Annotated in this window: 14 protein-coding genes; 6 read left to right on the top strand and 8 right to left on the bottom strand. The window is 70.6% G+C overall.

Translation table 11 applies throughout. The features are described 5' to 3' along the window. The 8 genes from purH to VNE60_03850 all read right to left on the bottom strand — a co-directional run. A partial coding sequence (gene purH / locus VNE60_03885; protein ID HVB30649.1) for a bifunctional phosphoribosylaminoimidazolecarboxamide formyltransferase/IMP cyclohydrolase occupies positions 1-1,463 on the bottom strand: 1,463 nt, incomplete at its 3' end. Positions 1,464-1,573: 110 nt separating this feature from the next. Then, positions 1,574-3,685, bottom strand: coding sequence for a M20/M25/M40 family metallo-hydrolase (locus VNE60_03880; GenBank protein ID HVB30648.1), 2,112 nt, complete (start codon positions 3,683-3,685; stop codon positions 1,574-1,576). Further along, entirely contained in the window at positions 3,669-4,355 is a 687-nt protein-coding gene (gene purN, locus VNE60_03875) for a phosphoribosylglycinamide formyltransferase (GenBank protein HVB30647.1), read from the bottom strand. The genes VNE60_03880 and purN overlap by 17 nt, the downstream gene beginning before the upstream one ends. Beyond that, complete coding sequence (locus tag VNE60_03870; protein HVB30646.1) at positions 4,352-4,903, bottom strand: HAD family hydrolase; 552 nt, start codon at positions 4,901-4,903, stop codon at positions 4,352-4,354. The genes purN and VNE60_03870 overlap by 4 nt, the downstream gene beginning before the upstream one ends. Then, the gene (gene selA / locus VNE60_03865) at positions 4,900-6,255 is read right to left on the bottom strand and encodes an L-seryl-tRNA(Sec) selenium transferase (GenBank protein ID HVB30645.1); all 1,356 of its coding nucleotides are present in this window, start codon (positions 6,253-6,255) and stop codon (positions 4,900-4,902) included. Before selA ends, VNE60_03870 begins: the two co-directional genes overlap by 4 nt. Beyond that, entirely contained in the window at positions 6,252-7,523 is a 1,272-nt protein-coding gene (locus VNE60_03860; GenBank protein HVB30644.1) for an Ig-like domain-containing protein, read from the bottom strand. Before VNE60_03860 ends, selA begins: the two co-directional genes overlap by 4 nt. Beyond that, positions 7,511-10,345 (bottom strand): valine--tRNA ligase, encoded by a 2,835-nt coding sequence (locus VNE60_03855; protein ID HVB30643.1) that lies wholly within the window; start codon positions 10,343-10,345, stop codon positions 7,511-7,513. Before VNE60_03855 ends, VNE60_03860 begins: the two co-directional genes overlap by 13 nt. A gap of 50 nt (positions 10,346-10,395) precedes the next feature. Then, positions 10,396-10,869 carry a BON domain-containing protein gene (locus VNE60_03850; protein HVB30642.1) on the bottom strand — a complete coding sequence of 158 codons (474 nt, stop codon included), beginning with the start codon at positions 10,867-10,869 and terminating at the stop codon, positions 10,396-10,398. Between the two features lie 96 nt (positions 10,870-10,965). Between VNE60_03850 and VNE60_03845 the strand changes: the two genes are divergently transcribed. From VNE60_03845 to VNE60_03820, 6 genes are read left to right on the top strand one after another with little or no spacing between them, the layout of a single operon-like run. Beyond that, positions 10,966-11,121 (top strand): hypothetical protein, encoded by a 156-nt coding sequence (locus VNE60_03845; protein HVB30641.1) that lies wholly within the window; start codon positions 10,966-10,968, stop codon positions 11,119-11,121. A gap of 14 nt (positions 11,122-11,135) precedes the next feature. After that, complete coding sequence (gene thrS / locus VNE60_03840) at positions 11,136-13,094, top strand: threonine--tRNA ligase (protein ID HVB30640.1); 1,959 nt, start codon at positions 11,136-11,138, stop codon at positions 13,092-13,094. Positions 13,095-13,137: 43 nt separating this feature from the next. Beyond that, positions 13,138-14,349 carry an acetyl-CoA C-acetyltransferase gene (locus tag VNE60_03835; protein ID HVB30639.1) on the top strand — a complete coding sequence of 404 codons (1,212 nt, stop codon included), beginning with the start codon at positions 13,138-13,140 and terminating at the stop codon, positions 14,347-14,349. A 2-nt stretch (positions 14,350-14,351) separates the two neighbouring features. Further along, entirely contained in the window at positions 14,352-14,897 is a 546-nt protein-coding gene (locus tag VNE60_03830) for a biotin transporter BioY (GenBank protein ID HVB30638.1), read from the top strand. Further along, positions 14,894-15,757 (top strand): type II CAAX endopeptidase family protein, encoded by an 864-nt coding sequence (locus VNE60_03825; protein HVB30637.1) that lies wholly within the window; start codon positions 14,894-14,896, stop codon positions 15,755-15,757. The genes VNE60_03830 and VNE60_03825 overlap by 4 nt, the downstream gene beginning before the upstream one ends. Before the next feature lies 1 nt (position 15,758). Continuing rightward, positions 15,759-16,604, top strand: a complete 846-nt coding sequence (locus VNE60_03820; protein HVB30636.1) for a 3-hydroxybutyryl-CoA dehydrogenase — start codon at positions 15,759-15,761, stop codon at positions 16,602-16,604. Positions 16,605-16,610 lie beyond the last annotated feature (6 nt).

Raw genomic sequence — 16,610 nt, 5'->3', positions numbered from 1 at the left:
ACCTCGGCGTCGCGCACGCTGCCGCCGGGCTGGATGATGGCCGCCACGCCCGCCTCGGCGGCCTGGTCCACGCCGTCGCGGAAGGGGAAGAACGCATCCGACCCCATCACCGAGCCCTTGGTGTCGTGGCCCGTGGTGCGCGCCTTGTGCGCCGCGATGAACGACGCGTCCACCCGCGACATCTGGCCGGCGCCGATGCCGATCGTCGCGCCGTCGCGGGTGAGCACGATCGCGTTGCTCTTCACGCTCGCCACGGCCCGCCACGCGAACAGCAGGTCCTTGAGCTCGTCGGCGGTGGGCTGCCGCTTGGTGGGCACCGTCCACCCCGCGTCGTCGATCACGCCCGGGGCGCGCTCCTGCACCAGCACGCCGCCGCGCACGCGCTTGTAGTCGAAGCTGTGCGGCGGCCACATCGCCGTGCCCTCGAGCACGCGGAGGTTCTTCTTGCGCCCCAACACCTCCACCGCGGCGTCGGAGAACGACGGCGCCACGATGCACTCCACGAACAGACTGGCCACGACGTTCGCCGTGTCTTCGTCCACCGGCACGTTGAACGCGATCACCGATCCGAATGCCGACACCGGATCGCAGGCCAGCGCCTTCTCGTACGCCTGGCGCGCGGTGGCGCCAAGGGCCAGCCCGCACGGCGTGGTGTGCTTGATGATCGCGCACGCCGTGGTGCCGGCGAACGGTTCGATGGCCAGGAGCGCGCCCTCGAGGTCGATGAGGTTGTTGAACGAGAGCTCCTTGCCGCCCTTCTGCACCAGCGCCGAGAGGCCGGCGCCCGGCCGTTCCACGTAGAACGCCGCCGCCTGGCCGGGGTTCTCGCCGTAGCGCAGCGACTGCGCCAGTTCGAAGCTCATCGTCACCGTGGCCGGGAACAGTTCCTCGCGCTCGTGCGCGAACCAGGCGGCGATCGCCGCGTCGTACGACGCCGTGTGCGCGTACACCTTGCCGGCCAGCAACCGCCGCAGATCGAGGTCGTCGTCGCCGGATTGGATCGCCGCCAGCACGCGTCCGTAGTCGGCCGGGTCCACCACCACGTACACCGACGCGAAGTTCTTGGCCGCCGAGCGCAGCATGCTGGGGCCGCCGATGTCGATGTTCTCGATCACCTCTTCCGGCGCGACGCCGCGCCGGGCGGCCGTCTCCCGGAACGGATACAGGTTCACCACCACGAGATCGATCGGCGCGATGTGATGTTCGGCCAGCGCCGCCATGTGCTCGGGCAGGTCGCGCCGCGCCAGCAATCCGCCGTGCACCACCGGGTGCAGCGTCTTCACGCGGCCGTCGAGCATCTCCGGGAAGCCGGTGACCTCGCTGACGTCGCGCACGGCGAGGCCGGCCTCGCGCAGCGTGCGTGCGGTGCCGCCGGTGGAGACCAGCTCCCAGCCGAGGGCGACGAGCCCCGTGGCGAATTCCACGAGGCCGGATTTATTCGATACGGAGAGCAGAGCGCGCATGGGGTGTGGAATTGAAGTTGGGTCGTAATTGTGAGAGTAGGGCGGTAGGACGGTAGGGGAGTAGTTGGTAAACGGCGTTCTGCAGTCATCCGTCCTACCCCCCTACGCTCCTACCGTCCTACCGCCAAAGCCGCCACCAGCCGCGCCAGCGAGCGCACGTCCCGCAGGTCGATCACCTCGGCGGGCGAATGACTATCGCGCAGCGGCCACCCGATGGGCACGTCCACCACGCCGTAGCGCGTGAACGCGGAGCCGTCGTTGCCGCCGTTGGTGGTGCCGTTCTGCAGCGGGATGCCGTGCGCGGCGGCGATGCGAAACAGCCGCGCCATCTCGTCGGGCGGGGTCACGCTCGAGTTGTCCATCATCCGGGCCACGGGGCCCATGCCGATCGGAGTGTCGGCGAATCGCTTGTCCTCGAGCGGCGAGTCGGACGACACGAACGTATCGATGGCCAGCACGCGCCGCACCGACGTGCGGAACTCGGCGGCCAACGCTTCGGCGCCGTTGAGCCCGATCTCCTCGCGCGTGGAGAAGGCGAAGATCACCTTGTGGTCGAGCTTGGCCGGATCGATCATGTCCATGGCGAGCAGCAGCGAGGTGTCTCCCGCGCGATCGTCGATGGCGCGGGCCGTGAATCGCAGCGCGCCGAGTCGCGTGGCGCACTTGTACGCGGTGACGGTCATTCCCGGCGCCACGCCGAGCGCGGCCGGATCGGGGCCGAACCAGGCATACACGGTGCGCGAGTTGCGGGCGAGCACGTCGTCGGGCGGCACGAACACGCCCTTGAGCGCCGTGGCGCTGGTGGCCGCGCAGTCGCGCACACCGGTGGAGCCCTGCACGTCGGTGTCGCGGTGCAGCAGCGCCGGCTGGCCGGCCCACAGCGACGTGTAGAATCCGCCGCGCATGCGCAGTTCCACCAGTCCGTCGGGGTTCACCTTGGCCACGTCGAAGCCCACCTCATCCATATGCGCGACGATGACCACCGTGTCGCGATCGGGGCCGACGGCCACGTACATGTTCCCGGCCGAATCGACCACGGCGCGCGACTTAGCCCACGCCGGCAGCGCGTCGCGGATCAGATCGCGCACCGGGCCCTCGTGCCCCGAGACCGCGTAGCGGTCGGTCAGGCGGGCGAGCAGGTCGGCGTCGCGCGACAGGCTGTCATGGCGCTCGGCCGCGATCGGAAGCGTGGCCACGGGCATCGCCGGCTTGGCGGTGGTCCGCACGTCCGCGGCCGATGCCACCCGCTCGAACAGCGCGCGCAGGTCGGAGCTGCTCACGCTCTCGACCAGCGTGTTGGGATACCGCGACCGGACGGCCAGCGCGTACGCGGCGCCCACGTGCATGCCGGCCAGCGAGGCCAGCCGCATCGGTTCCACGCCCACGGCGGCGGTGGTGTCGGCGGCCCGCACGCGCGACGCCGTCACGACGATCACCGAGTCGGCGTTGTGCGTGCGCGACAGCACGCCGGTGAGCCCCGACCAGTTGAAGCTGCTCTGCACCGCGATGACGAAGATGTCGGTGCCCGTGGCCGGCGTGCCCTGCGACGCGGCCTCGACGGCGGCGCACCCGGCGCGCGACGCGGCGTCGGGACCGGTGACGTAGTTGGCCACCTGCCACGGCGGGAGATCGCGGAACACGGGGTCGAGCAGCCGGATGCCCATGCGCGACGCCTCGGCGGCGTTGCGCGCGCCGACGTCGATCCACAGGTCGTCCACCGTGGGGACGCCGTTGGTGGCCGGCTGTCCCCGCCACAGATGCGTGCTGCGGACCAGGAATACGCCGGGCACGAACTTCACCGAGTCGGGCGTGGCGGGATTGCCCGTCTCGACGAGGATGCGCTGGCCCAGGTGAAAGTCGTCCCACAGGGGGCGGCGGGCGCCGTTGCCGTCCATCTGCACGCGCAGGTAGCCGTCGTCGGTGATCTGGCTGATCATGTAGGCGGGCGCGTCGAGTCCGCACGCGACCACGCGCACCGGCGCGCCCGACCCGCGCGTCTTGACGAGGTCGCCCAGGGCATCGCGCGTCCAGCCGCGGTCGGCGGCCTGGATGCGATCGGTGGCGAACCGCTCGCGTCCCGGAGCGGTGGGCAATCCGATCCAGCGCTGCACCACGTGGATGAGCGGCGAACCGGGCGCTGGGGATTGCGCGCCGGCGGCGGGAGCCAGCGCGAGGGATGCGAACCACAGGCCGGTGCGTGCGAGTCTAGAGGTCCAACGCATGCTCGATGTCCTCGGCGAGATGCCGATCGTCGCGATCGGCGAGTGGAAATTGTTCGGCGTTCCCCGTGCGCGGGGGCTGGCCCTGGCGCACGCGGCCGGCGGCGAGCGCCTGCACCACGCGCGGATAGAGCGCATGCTCCACGCGGAGTACCCGCGCCGCCAATGAATCCGCGGTGTCGTCCCGGTGAACGGGCACCGGCCACTGCGCGATGATCGCGCCCTGGTCGAACGCCTCGTCCACGAAGTGCACCGTGGCGCCGCTGGCCGCCGCTCCGGCGTCGATCACGGCCTGGTGCACCCGGTGACCGTACATGCCCGGTCCGCCGAATGCGGGCAACAGCGCGGGATGCACGTTCACGATGCGTCCCGCGTACGCGCGCACCACGTCCGCCGGAACGAGCCGAAGGTATCCCGCCAGGACCACGTAGTCCACCCGCGCCTCGCGCAACAGCGCGGCGAGCGGCGCGCCGTCGGGGTGCGCGTTGGTCCGGATCACGCCGGTGGCGATGCCGCGGGCCCGCGCGCGCTCGAGGGCGCGGGCCGACGGGCGATCGGAGGCCACCAGCACCACCTGGCCGGCGCTCCGCGCGCCCAGCCGGTCGCAGTGGTCGAGGATCGCCTGGAGGTTCGAGCCGCCGCCCGACGCGAGCACGGCGAGCCGCGCGGTCACGGGGCCCGCCCCAGAAACCGCGTCACCGCGTCGCCGAGCGTGTTGGCGACGGCGGCGTGGTCGCGCGCATTGGCGAGATCGTCGGCCGGCGTCTCGTCGTTGGGAACGAGGATCGCCAGCCCGCCCAGCGTGAGGCCGGGCTGCACGTCGCGATAGCGGTCGCCCACGAACACCGATCGCACGACGTCGAGCCCGTGGTCCAGCGCCGCCTCTTCGAACAGCAGCGTGCCGGGCTTGCGGCAGGCGCATTCGCCGGAGAACTCGGGGTGGTGGGGGCAGACATACGCATCGTCCAGGTGCGCGCCCTCCTCGGCCAGCAACTCGCGCAGGCGGGCGTTCACGCGCTCGTAATCGGCCATCGTGAAGAATCCGCGCGCGATCCCCGACTGATTGGTCACCAGGATCACCGGCACGCCGGCGTCGTTGAGCCGCTGCACGGCCCGGGCCGCGCCGGGGAGCAGCAGCACGTCTTCGGGGCGGTCGGTGAAGTGGAAGTCGTGCATGAGCGTGCCGTCGCGATCCAGGAACGCCGCCGGTAGGCCGCTCATGCGTCGAGGGCCCGCGAGAGGGCGCCGACGAGCGCGTGGTCGTCGCGCGGCGGGATGGCGCGGAGGTCGAGGATCATGCGCCCGCCCGAGATGCGACCGACCACGGCGGGCTCGCCCGTGCGCAACCGCGCGTCGAGCGCCCCGGCGTCGCCGCCGATGGAGAGCGCCACGGAGCGAATGCGCGCCGTGGGGAAGGCGCCGCCGCCCACCGTGGCCTCGGTGGCCACGACGGTGACATCGGGCATCGGGCGCAGCCGCTTGCGGATGGCGTGGGCGCGTTCCTGCAACTCCTCGACCACGGTGCCCAGCATGCGCAGCGTCGGGATCTCGGCCAGCGCCTGCCGCGGCTCGCGGTACAGCGCCAGCGTGGCTTCGAGGGCGGCGATGGTGAGCTTGTCCACGCGCACGGCACGGGTGATCGGGTTGGCGCGCACGCGTTCGATGGCGGCGGCCGATCCCACGAGCAGGCCGGCCTGCGGGCCGCCCAGGAGTTTGTCGCCGCTCATCGCCACCAGCGTGGCGCCGGCGCGGACGATGTCGGCCACCGTGGGCTCGCCGGTGAGCCCGATGGCGTCGAGCGGGATCATCAGCCCGCTGCCCAGGTCGTGCAGCACCGGGAGCCCGCGCGGCGCGGCGAGCTTCACCAGGTCGGCCACACCGACGTCGGCCACGAATCCGTCGATGGCGAAGTTGCTGCGGTGCACCTTCACGATCGCGCCCGTGTCGGGGCCGATGGCGCGCTCGTAGTCGGCCAGGTGCGTGCGGTTGGTGGTGCCCACCTCGACCAGGCGGGCGCCGCTCTTGGCCATGATCTCGGGCACGCGGAAGCTGCCGCCGATCTCCACCAACTCGCCGCGCGAGACGATGACGTCGCGGCCGTCGGCCAGCGTGTTGAGGGCGAGCATGACCGCCGCGGCGCCGTTGTTCACGACCACGGCGTCCTCGGCGCCGGTGAGTTCGCGCAGCAGGCCCACGCAGTGCGTGTAGCGCGAACCGCGGGTGCCGGCGGCCAGGTCATATTCGAGATTGCTGAACCCCGACGCCACGGCCCGGATGGCGCGCACGGCCGGTTCGGCCAGTGGGGCGCGACCGAGGTTGGTGTGCAGCACCACGCCCGTGGCGTTGAGCACCGGGCGCAGCGACGGGCGCTGCGCCCGCGCCACGGCGCTCGAGATGCGGGCCGCCCACTCGGCATCGGCCGCCGGTGTGGGCGCGCCCTGGCGTACGTCGTCGAGCACCCGCCGCACCGCGTCCACCACCAATCCGCGCGGCGCGATCTGCTGGAGTTCCCGCACCTCGGCGAGTTCGAGCAGGGCGCTCACGCTGGGGATGGCACGGCGCGGATCGGTCACGGCGCTCCGCTCCCGCCCCCGCGTCCGCCTCCGGCGCGCTTGGGCGGCGGGCGCTTGAGCGCCGCGGAGTCGGGTCTGGCGGAGCCCTTGGTGGAATCGGGATTCACCGGCGCTTCGGGCGGCTTGGGCGTGGCGAACACGCGGGACGACGTGGCCTTGTAGCCGAGCAGGTTCACGAGGTCCGTGGCCGTGACGCGGTACTGCTTGAGCGGTAGGAGGTGCGAGCCGAGGGCGAGCCGGATGATCACCACCGAAGGCGGCGCCGGCTGCGACGGCTTGGGCGGCTCCGGCTCGGTCTTCACCGGCGGCGCGGGCAGCGGGGCGGGCTTGGCGCGTTTGGTCGTGTCGCGGATGGCGGCCAGGGAATCGGCCACGCGGGCGGAATCGGCGTGCTCCTTGGCGACTTCGGCCTGATACTGCTGCAGCGACTTGGCCCAGAGCATCGACAGGTGCACGGAGTCGGCCGTGCGCACGCTGAACCGGCTGGTGTCGATCGGCGCGGTGGGGCTGAGCGGCTTGTCGAACGTCACGCGGAGCGTGACGCTGTCGTCGGCCGCGATCGTGGCGATGCGCGGGCCAAGGGTGTCGCGCCGGGCGGCGAGCATCTCGAGATACGGCTGCGTCTTGTCGATCTTCACCTGGACGCTGTCCCAGAGTTCGCCCGGGTCCTGGTCGAGATTCTTGTTCTTATCGATGAAGGCGATCACGGTGTACGTGCCGGCGCCGAACGGGCCGAGGTGGAACTGTCCCGTGGAATCGGCGAGCCCGAAGTACACCACGCTGTCGGGGCGCTGGATGGCTTCGACGACGGCGTTCGGGGCGACCTTCTGCGCCACCCAATCGAACACGCGGCCGAGGACGCCGTAGGGCGGAATCGTGGGTCCGGTGCTGAACGTCACCGAGACCGAGTTCTTCATCACGTTGTTGCTGAGATCGGACAGGCCGGGCAGGAGCGTGACCGTGTACGCGGTGTTGGGCAGCCACTTGCCCTTGGGCCGCACGTCGATGTGATCGCGGTGCCAGTAGATGCGGGGGGCGCCGTCGCGCGGCGAGATCAGGAACAGCCCATTGAGATCGCGCGTGGGGCCCGACTGATCGTTCACGACGTCGTCGAACTTGAAGTCCACGGCGTCGCGATGGAAGTTCACCGACTGCGTGTCGGGCGTGATGCCCACCACCACGGGCGGGGTGTGATCCTCGGGACCGCCGGGGATGGCGGCCATCGAGGCGCAGCCGGCGAGCACCAGGAGCGCGATCAGCCGCCGCACAGCGTGCGCACCTTGTCGCGGAGTTGATCGCGGCGGAGGGTCCAGTCGCGCAGTTTGTCGCGCTCGCTCTGGACCACGGCGGCCGGCGCCTTGGCGGTGAACTTCTCGTTGTTCAGGCGTCCCTCGAGGGCGCCGATCTGCTGTTCCAGCCCGCCCAGATCCGCCCGGAGTCTGGCGCACTCCTTCTCGACGTCGATCAGGCCGGCCAGCGGCACCACCAACTCCGAGCCGTCGGGGAGGATGGCGTGCGCCGCGGCGCCCTCGGGGGCCACGCCCACCGTCACCGCGGCGCGGGCCAGGCGCCCGATCACCGGCGCTTCGGCGGCGAATACGGCGCGCGCGTCCACGCCGTCGCGGCCGCCGGCCCGCGGCACGGCCACCACGTCCACCGGCTTGCCCGGCGGCACGGCGTATTCGGCGCGCACCTGGCGCAGCGCCATCACGGCGTCGCGCACCAACTCGAATTCCCGCGCCCCGTCCCCGGGCAGCGCCGTGGCCTGTGGCCACGCCGCCTGCATGAGGAGCGCGTGCGGGCGGCGGGACGGCAGCCGCTGCCATATGGATTCAGTAATGAACGGCACGATCGGATGCAACAGCCGCAGCGCGTGATCGAATGCGTGCACGAGCACGGCGCGCGCCACCTCGCCGTCGGTCCCTCCGGCGGACAGGCGCCCCTTGACGGCCTCCACGTACCAGTCGGCCAACTCGCTCCACACGAACCGCCGGGCCGTCTCCGCGTATTCGTTGAGCCGCATCCCCTGATACCGCTGCTCGGGGCGCCACGCCACGCCGTCCACGCCGGCGTACGGCGTGGTGGGACGCAACGGGCCCAGCGCCGCGCCGCACTCGGCGATCGCCGCGTCGAGCCGCGACAGGATCCATGCGTCGGCGCGCGTGAGCCGCTGGGGCGCGATCGTGGCGAGGGCGGGGACGGGCGCATCGCCCACGTTGGACAGCAGGAACCGGCCGATGTTCCACAGCTTGGTGGCGAAGTTCCGCCCCGCGGCGAACGACTTCTCGAGATCGCCGGGATCGAGGATCACGTCGGCCCCCAGCCCCATGCCGGAGATCAGCGTCCACCGCAGGGCGTCGGCCCCGTACAGCCGGATCACGTCCAGCGGATCGATGCCGTTGCCCAACGACTTGGACATCTTCACGTGATTCATGTCGCGCACGGTGCCGTGCAGCAGCACCGTGTGGAACGGGGCGCGCCCCATGAACTCGTACCCCGCCATGATCATGCGGGCCACCCAGAAGAACAGGATCTCCGGGGCCGTGACCAGCACGTCGGTGGGATAGAACGCGCGGAGATCGAGCGCCGCGTCGTCCGGCCAGCCCAGCGTGGAGATGGGCCACAGCCACGACGAGAACCAGGTGTCGAGCACGTCCTCGTCCTGGCGCACCGCGCCCCCGCAGTTGGGGCACGCGGTGAGATCGTGCCGGCTGGCGAACACGTTGGGCGGCTGGCATGCGTCGCAGTACCACACCGGCACCCGGTGCCCCCACCAGAGCTGCCGCGAGATGTTCCAGTCGCGGATGCCCTCCAGCCAGTGGACGTACACCGCTTCCCACCGCTCGGGCAGGATGCGGATGGCGCCGGCGCGCACGGCGTCGAGCGCCGGCTTGGCCAGCGGCGCCATCTTCACGAACCACTGGTCCGACAGCCGCGGCTCCACCACCGTGTCGCAGCGGTAGCAGTGGCGCACGTTGTGCGTGTGCGTCTCGGTCTTCACCAGCGCGCCCGACTGCTGCAGCGCGGCCACGATGCGGTCGCGGGCCTCGAACCGGTCGAGCCCCGCCAGCGACGCGCTCACGCGGCCGGCGGCGTCCGCCACTTCCTTCATGTGCGCCGTCTCGTCGATCACCACCGGCATCGCGAGCCCGTGCCGCCGGCCCACCTCGAAGTCGTTGGCGTCGTGCGCCGGCGTGATCTTCACCACGCCCGTGCCGAACGCCGGGTCGGCGTACTCGTCGGCGATCACCGGGATGTCGCGATCCACGATCGGCAGCCGCACCGACCGGCCCACGAGATCGCGATAGCGCTCGTCGGCCGGGTTCACGGCCACGGCCACGTCGCCGAGCATGGTCTCGGGGCGCGTGGTGGCCACCACCACCGTGCGCGACGGATCGCCGGACACGGGGTAGGCCACGTGGTAGAGCTTGCCGGTCTCCTCCTGGAACTCCGCCTCCTCGTCGCTGAGCGAGGTGAGGCAGCGCGGGCACCAGTGGATCACGCGGTGCCCACGGTAGATGAGCCCCTTGTCGAACAACCGCACGAACGCCTCGCGCACGGCGCGCGACAGCTCGGGGCTGAACGTGTACGCGGTGCGCGACCAGTCCGCCGAGCAGCCCAGCGCCTCGAGCTGCTTGAGGATCGTGCCGCCGGTGTCGGCCACGAACGCCTCGGTGCGCGTGAGGAACGCGTCGCGGCCCACGTCGAACCGCGTCTTGCCCTCGGCGGCCAGCTGCTTCTCGATCACGTTCTGCGTGGCGATGCCGGCGTGGTCGGTGCCGGGCACCCAGAGCGCCTCGGTCCGGGCCTGCATCCGCGCCCAGCGGACGATCACGTCCTGCACGGTGTTGTTGAGGCCGTGTCCCACGTGCAGCACCGCGGTCACGTTGGGCGGCGGCATGACGAGCGTGAACGGATCCCGCGCGCCGCCGGCCCGCGACGACTCGCCGGCATCGGCGCCGAACGCGCCGGCGTCACGCCAGCGGCGATAGATCTCCGCTTCGGTGGCGGCGGGATCGTAGCGGTCGGAGAGTTCGGTGCTGGGGCTGGCCATCGGCTCGGTGGCGGGAGTGGGCGGCGGAATCTTCAAAGCTAACGCCGCGGGCGAGGGCCATGAAGAGCGGCGGCCGTCGCCAGCGCCTAGTGGCGGCGCCGGCCCTTGCCCTGAACGGCCAGCTCCGTGACCACCTGGCGCACGCCTGGCACGCCGCCCGCCACGGTGGCCGCGTAGTCGATCTCGCGCTCGTCGTCCACCCATCCCGTCAACTCGACGGTGGCATCGGGCCCCACGTCGATGTCGATGGCCCGCTCGGCGAGCGTCGGGTCGTTGCTGAACGCTTCGAGCACGCGTTCGCCCAACTCCTCGTCGGTGTCGAAGTCCCCGGGCTCGTCGAGGAGTTCGTCGTCCGGCTCCTCGTCGAACCAGTCATCGCCCGGGTCCGCGAGCGGCGCCCCGTCCCGCCGGCCGCGGAGGCGCGATCGGATGCCCGAGACCCCGCCCAGCGTCTGCGCCAGCAGCAGGCCCACGGCCACTCCCGCCACCGCGCCGGCCAGAGCGCTGGCGATCTGCGAGCCGGTGGTGGATCCGTCGCGGTCGTGCGAATGGGCTGTCATGCGAGCCGTCCCCGTGGCGTAGGTCGTCCCGGAACGATAGCTTACGAGACGGCATTCAGCGACCGTCCGGCACCCGATTCCCCTGGCGTCCCGACCATGCGCGTCTCGCGGCTATATAAGAAGGACCAAGACCTCGAGACCGAGGTGTTTCCGGTTCCGCGCATCGTCCTCTGGGCCGTGATCGGACTGGTGATTCTCGGCGGCGTGGCGCTGTACTTCCGGTACGAGCGCCTCGTGACGCCGCTTCTCTAATCTCATTGCCCCAGATGATCGATCGGCCTTCGGACATGCTCACGCTCACGCTGCCCGACGGCGCGACACGCGACGTCGCGCCCGGCACGCTCCCCGGTGAGGTGGTCAAGTCGATCGGCGAACGGCTGCTGCAGGCGGCGGTCGCCGTCGAAGTGAACGGCAAGGTGCAGGATCTGATGACGCCGCTGCGCGAGAGCGGCACGTTCCGCGTGCTCACCTCGCGCGATGCGCGGGCGCTCGACGTGCTGCGCCACTCCACGGCCCACCTGCTGGCCACGGCCGTGCGCCGCGTGCGCCCCGAGGCCAAGATCGGGTTCGGCCCCTCCATCGACGACGGCTTCTACTACGACTTCGAAGTCGACCACCCGTTCACCCCCGAGGATCTGGTCCGGTTCGAGGAGGAGATGGCCAAGGTGGTGCGCGAGAAGCTGCCGTTCGTGCGCGCCGAGGTCTCGCGCCGTGAGGCCGAGCAGGTGTTCGCCGGCGACCCGCTCAAGCTGGAGCGGCTGGCCGAGCTGGGCGAGGACGAGGTCATCTCCACGTACACCGACGGCCCGTTCGTGGATCTGTGCCGCGGCCCGCACGTGCCCGACACCTCGCACCTCAAGCACTTCAAGCTCCTGCACACGGCCGGCGCCTATTGGCGCGGCGACGAGCACCGCCAGATGCTGCAGCGGATCTACGGCACGGCGTGGTTCAAGAAGGACGATCTCGACGCCTACCTCCATCGCATCGAGGAGGCCAAGCGCCGAGACCACCGGGTGCTCGGCAAGCAGCTCGACCTGTTCCTGTTCCACCAGTTCTCGCCCGGCGCCCCGTTCTGGACCGAGCGCGGCACCACCATCTACAACGCGCTGGTGGACTACGTGCGCCAACTGCAGCGCGAGAAGTTCCAGGAAGTGCGCACGCCGCTGCTGTACAACAAGGGGCTGTGGGAGATCTCGGGCCACTGGGGCAAGTACCGCGAGAACATGTTCCTCGTGCTCGACAGCGAGACGCAGGAGCACGACATGTCGCTCAAGCCCATGAACTGCCCGTCGCACTACCTGCTGTACCTGTCCAAGAAGCACTCCTATCGCGAGCTGCCGCTCCGCCTGGCCACCTTCGACGTGCTGCACCGCAACGAGGTGACGGGCGCGCTCTCGGGGCTCACGCGCGTGCGCCAGTTCCAGCAGGACGACTGCCACATCTTCCTCACCGAAGACCAGATCGCCGACGAGGTGCGCTTTCTCGCGGGCCTGATTCTGGACTACTACAAGACGTTCGGCCTCACGGCCACGGTGCGGTTCGCCACCCGCCCCGAAACGCGCATCGGCGACGACGCGCTCTGGGATCGCGCCGAGGGCGCGCTCCGCTCGGCGCTCGAAGCCACCGGCATGCCGTACGAGTTGAAGCCCGGCGACGGCGCGTTCTACGGCCCCAAGATCGACTTCGACGTCACCGATTCGCTGGGCCGCCTCTGGCAGCTGGGCACCATCCAGCTGGACTACAACGCGCCCGAACGGTTCGACCTCGAGTATGTGGGCGAGGACAACGCCATGCACCGGCCGGTGGTGATCCATCGCGCGGTGAGCGGCAGCTTCGAGCGCTTCATCGCCATCCTCATCGAGCACTTCGCCGGCGCCTTCCCGGTGTGGCTGGCCCCCGAGCAGGTGCGAGTGCTGCCCATCACCGACGAGGTGGCCGACGTGGCGGGGCAGATCACCCGCCGGATGCGCGACGCCGGCATCCGGGCCCATCTGGATGACCGCAAGGAGACGTTGAACTACCGCATCCGCGACGGCGAGGTCATGAAGGTGCCGTACATGGCGGTGGTGGGAAAGCGCGAGGCCGAGGCCGATACGGTCGCGGTGCGGGCGCGGGGAGAGGGCAAGAAGCAGGAACTGATGGGGGTGGAAGACTTCATTTCCACGGTGGTTCGGGAGGCGAGGGAGCGGGCGCTCCCCAAGTTGGAGACGGGCGCGGGGAACTGAGGCGCCGTTTCTCCGCTCCGCGCTCCTCGTTAGCTTTGTCTCCATGTCAGATCCAACCCGTACCCCCGTCATCGTCAGCGCCGCCCGAACTCCCATCGGGAAGTTCCTGGGCGGCCTTTCGACGCTCTCTGCCCCCGATCTCGGCGCCGCCGCCATCAAGGCCGCCCTCGAGCGCTCGGGCATCCCGGCTTCCGAGATCCAGGAAGTCATCATGGGCAACGTCATCCAGGGCGGCGTGGGGCAGGCGCCGGCGCGCCAGGCCCAGCTCAAGGCCGGCATCCCGGCCGGCGTCTCGGCGCTCACCGTCAATAAGGTGTGCGGCTCGGGACTCAAAGCCGTGATGCTCGCCGCGCAGGCCATCAAGGCCGGCGATCGCGAGGTGATCGTGGCCGGCGGCCAGGAGTCGATGTCCAACGCGCCATACTACGTATATGGTATGCGCGGCGGCGTGAAGCTGGGCGATCAGCCCATGGTGGACGGCATGATCCGCGACGGCCTCTGGTGCGCCGCGTGCGACGTCCATATGGGCGGGCACGCCGAGTACACCGCGCGCAAGGCCAGCATCACGCGCCAGATGCAGGACGAGTTCTCCGCGAATTCGCACCGCAAGGCGGTGGCCGCGATCGAAGCGGGCAGGTTCAAGCGCGAGATCGCCCCCGTCGAGGTGCCGGGCCGCAAGGGGCCCACCATCGTCGACACCGACGAGAGCCCGCGCAAGGACACCACCGCCGAGTCGCTGGGCAAGCTGCGCCCCGCGTTCGGCGACAAGACCAGCAAGGCCGACGAACTCAGCGTCACCGCCGGCAACGCGTCGAGCCTCAACGACGGCGGCGCTGCCGTGGTCGTCACCTCCGAAGCGTATGCCAAGGCCCACGGGCTCACGATCATGGCGCGCATCGCCGCGTACGCCACCGGCGGCGTGGAGCCCAAGGAGCTGTTCTTCGCGCCCATCTACGCGGTGCGGAACCTCATGAAGCTTAGCGGCACGAAGATCGGCGACTACGATCTCATCGAAGCCAACGAAGCGTTCGCCGCGCAGGCCCTCGCCGACGGCGCGGGGCTGGGTTGGGACTGGGACCGTGTGAACGTGAACGGCGGCGCGATCGCGCTCGGCCACCCCATCGGCGCCAGCGGCGCCCGCGTGCTCACCACGCTACTGTATGCTCTGCAGGATCGCGGCCTCCACACCGGACTCGCCACCCTCTGCCTGGGCGGCGGAGACGCGGTCGCCCTCAGTGTAACCCGGGACTCGTGACCATGAAGACCACTGCGCTCGTCCAGGACCGGCGTCTCGCCATCCTCGGGATCGTCGGATTCTCGGCTGCCCTCGCCGCGGCGTCGCAGGTGGCGATCCCGTTGCCGTTCACGCCGGTGCCCATCACCCTCCAGCCGCTGCTCGTCGTCCTGGCCGGCATGATGCTCGGGCCGGTGTTCGGCGCGGCGAGCATGATGGTGTATCTGGTGGCCGGCGCGGCGGGCCTGCCCGTGTTCGCGCCTCTGGGTGCGCCGGGCGTGCTGCGGTTTCTCGGACCCACGGGCGGCTACCTGCTCGCGTATCCGGTGGCGGCGTACGTGGCCGGACTGCTGGCATCGCGCACGCGCGACTTCTCCGGGCGCGCGCTCGCGGCCGGCGCCGGCATCCTCATGCTGTACGTGGGCGGACTGGCGCAGCTGGCGGTGCTCACCGGCAGCCTGACGCGGGCCGCGCTGCTCGGCGTGGCGCCGTTCGTGGCCCTCGACGCCGTCAAGGCGCTGGCGGCTGCGGCGGTCACGCGCTCGCCGGCGTCCTCGCGCGCGGATTGACCGGCTCGTCCCTCCTCTTCGCGCCGGGCGGCGCGCTCCGGGCCCCATGGCGCATCGCGATCTTCGCGGCCGCGACGCTGTTGGGGTGGGCGATGGCCGACGTGTTCGTGGCGCCTGGGCTGATCGCGGCGTCGTCGGCGGTTGGGCTGAATGTGAGCGTGGACGGATGGCTCGGGGTGTTCGGACTGCTCGTGGGGCACGTGGTGGCGCTGCGGGTGGTGGACAAGCGGCCGTGGAGCGCGGTGTGGATGGGGCGCGGCGCGGCGCGGCCCGCGGCGTGGCTCGAAGGGTGGGTGCTGGGCGCGTTGGCAATCGGAATTCCCTGCCTGACGCTGCTGGCGGCGCACCAATTGCGGTGGGTGCCGGCGGGCGCGGGAAGCTGGATCGGCGCGGCAGCCCGCGTGTCGTGGTTCCTGCTGCCCGCGGCATTGTTGGAAGAGTTGCTCACGCGGGGCTACCTGTTCTCGGTGCTCCGCGAGGCGCTGGGATGGCCGGCGGCGCTCGGCGTCACGAGCGTGGGGTTCGGCCTGCTGCATCTGGCGAACAATGGCGCCACGGTGGAATCGGTCACCCTGGTGACGTTGGCCGGCGTGTTTCTGGGCGCGGTGGTGCTGGCCACGGGCAGTCTGTACGCCGCGTGGATGGCGCACTTTGCGTGGAACTGGACGATGGCGGTGGCGCTGCATTCGGCGGTGAGCGGATTTCCGCTCGATGCGCCGAACTATCGGATGGTGGACGCTGGATCCGCCTGGCTCACCGGCGGTGCCTGGGGGCCCGAGGGCGGGCTCGCCGCGGCGGTGGGGATGATGGCGGCACTCACGTATCTCTACGCGCGGCGACGGCGCCGCGAGGAGTCATAGCATGACGGAGCGCATTGCGGTGCTCGGCGCCGGCCAGATGGGCAACGGCATCGCGCACGTGTTCGCGCAGGCCGGCTATCCGGTGACGATGATCGATATCTCCACCGCCGCGCTCGCCAAGGGGCGCGAGACGATCGCCAGGAACCTCGACCGCCAGATCAAGAAGGGCGCCCTCCAGCAGACTGACAGGGACGCGATCCTCGGCCGCATCACCGATCGCGACACGCTGGACGCCGTGGCCGACGCGTCGCTCGTGATCGAAGCCGTCACCGAGAACCGCGAGCTCAAGGCGAAGATCTTCGCCGAGCTCGACGCCAAGGCGCCCGCCGGCGCCATCCTCGCCACCAACACGAGTTCCATCTCGATCACCGAGATCGCCGGCCGTACCAAACGCCCCGAGCTCGTGATCGGCATGCACTTCATGAATCCCGTGCCCGTCATGCAGCTGGTGGAGATCATCCGCGGACTGGCCACCAGCGACGCCACCACCGCCAAGGTGGTGGAACTGAGCCGGGCGGTGGGCAAGACGCCGGTGGAGGCGAACGATTTTCCGGGGTTCATCGCCAACCGCATTCTCATGCCGATGATCAACGAGGCGGTGTACTGTCTCATGGACGGAGTGGGCACGGTGGACGCCATCGATACGGTGATGAAGTTGGGCATGAACCACCCCATGGGCCCGCTCACGCTGGCCGACTTCATCGGACTCGACACCTGCCTCGCGATTCTCGAGGTGCTGCACGACGGGCTGGGCGATCCCAAGTACCGTCCCTGCCCGCTGCTGCGCAAATACGTCGCGGCCGGATGGCTGGGACGGAAGTCTGGGCGCGGCTTCTATACGTACTGAGCGCAC

This window comes from Gemmatimonadaceae bacterium, from assembly GCA_035533755.1.
In the GTDB taxonomy this organism is placed as follows: domain Bacteria; phylum Gemmatimonadota; class Gemmatimonadetes; order Gemmatimonadales; family Gemmatimonadaceae; genus JAGWRI01.
The sequence above is the reverse complement of the archived record's forward strand: the minus strand, read 5'-3'. Positions and strand labels throughout refer to the sequence as shown.

What these genes read in the sequence shown, in the direction of transcription:
- VNE60_03880 (HVB30648.1), bottom strand. Translation starts at nt 3,685, where the DNA reads ATGCGTTGGACCTCTAGACTCGCACGCACCGGCCTGTGGTTCGCATCC.
- VNE60_03870 (HVB30646.1), bottom strand. Translation starts at nt 4,903, where the DNA reads ATGAGCGGCCTACCGGCGGCGTTCCTGGATCGCGACGGCACGCTCATG.
- VNE60_03850 (HVB30642.1), bottom strand. Translation starts at nt 10,869, where the DNA reads ATGACAGCCCATTCGCACGACCGCGACGGATCCACCACCGGCTCGCAG.
- VNE60_03845 (HVB30641.1), top strand. Translation starts at nt 10,966, where the DNA reads ATGCGCGTCTCGCGGCTATATAAGAAGGACCAAGACCTCGAGACCGAG.
- thrS (HVB30640.1), top strand. Translation starts at nt 11,136, where the DNA reads ATGATCGATCGGCCTTCGGACATGCTCACGCTCACGCTGCCCGACGGC.
- VNE60_03835 (HVB30639.1), top strand. Translation starts at nt 13,138, where the DNA reads ATGTCAGATCCAACCCGTACCCCCGTCATCGTCAGCGCCGCCCGAACT.
- VNE60_03830 (HVB30638.1), top strand. Translation starts at nt 14,352, where the DNA reads ATGAAGACCACTGCGCTCGTCCAGGACCGGCGTCTCGCCATCCTCGGG.
- VNE60_03820 (HVB30636.1), top strand. Translation starts at nt 15,759, where the DNA reads ATGACGGAGCGCATTGCGGTGCTCGGCGCCGGCCAGATGGGCAACGGC.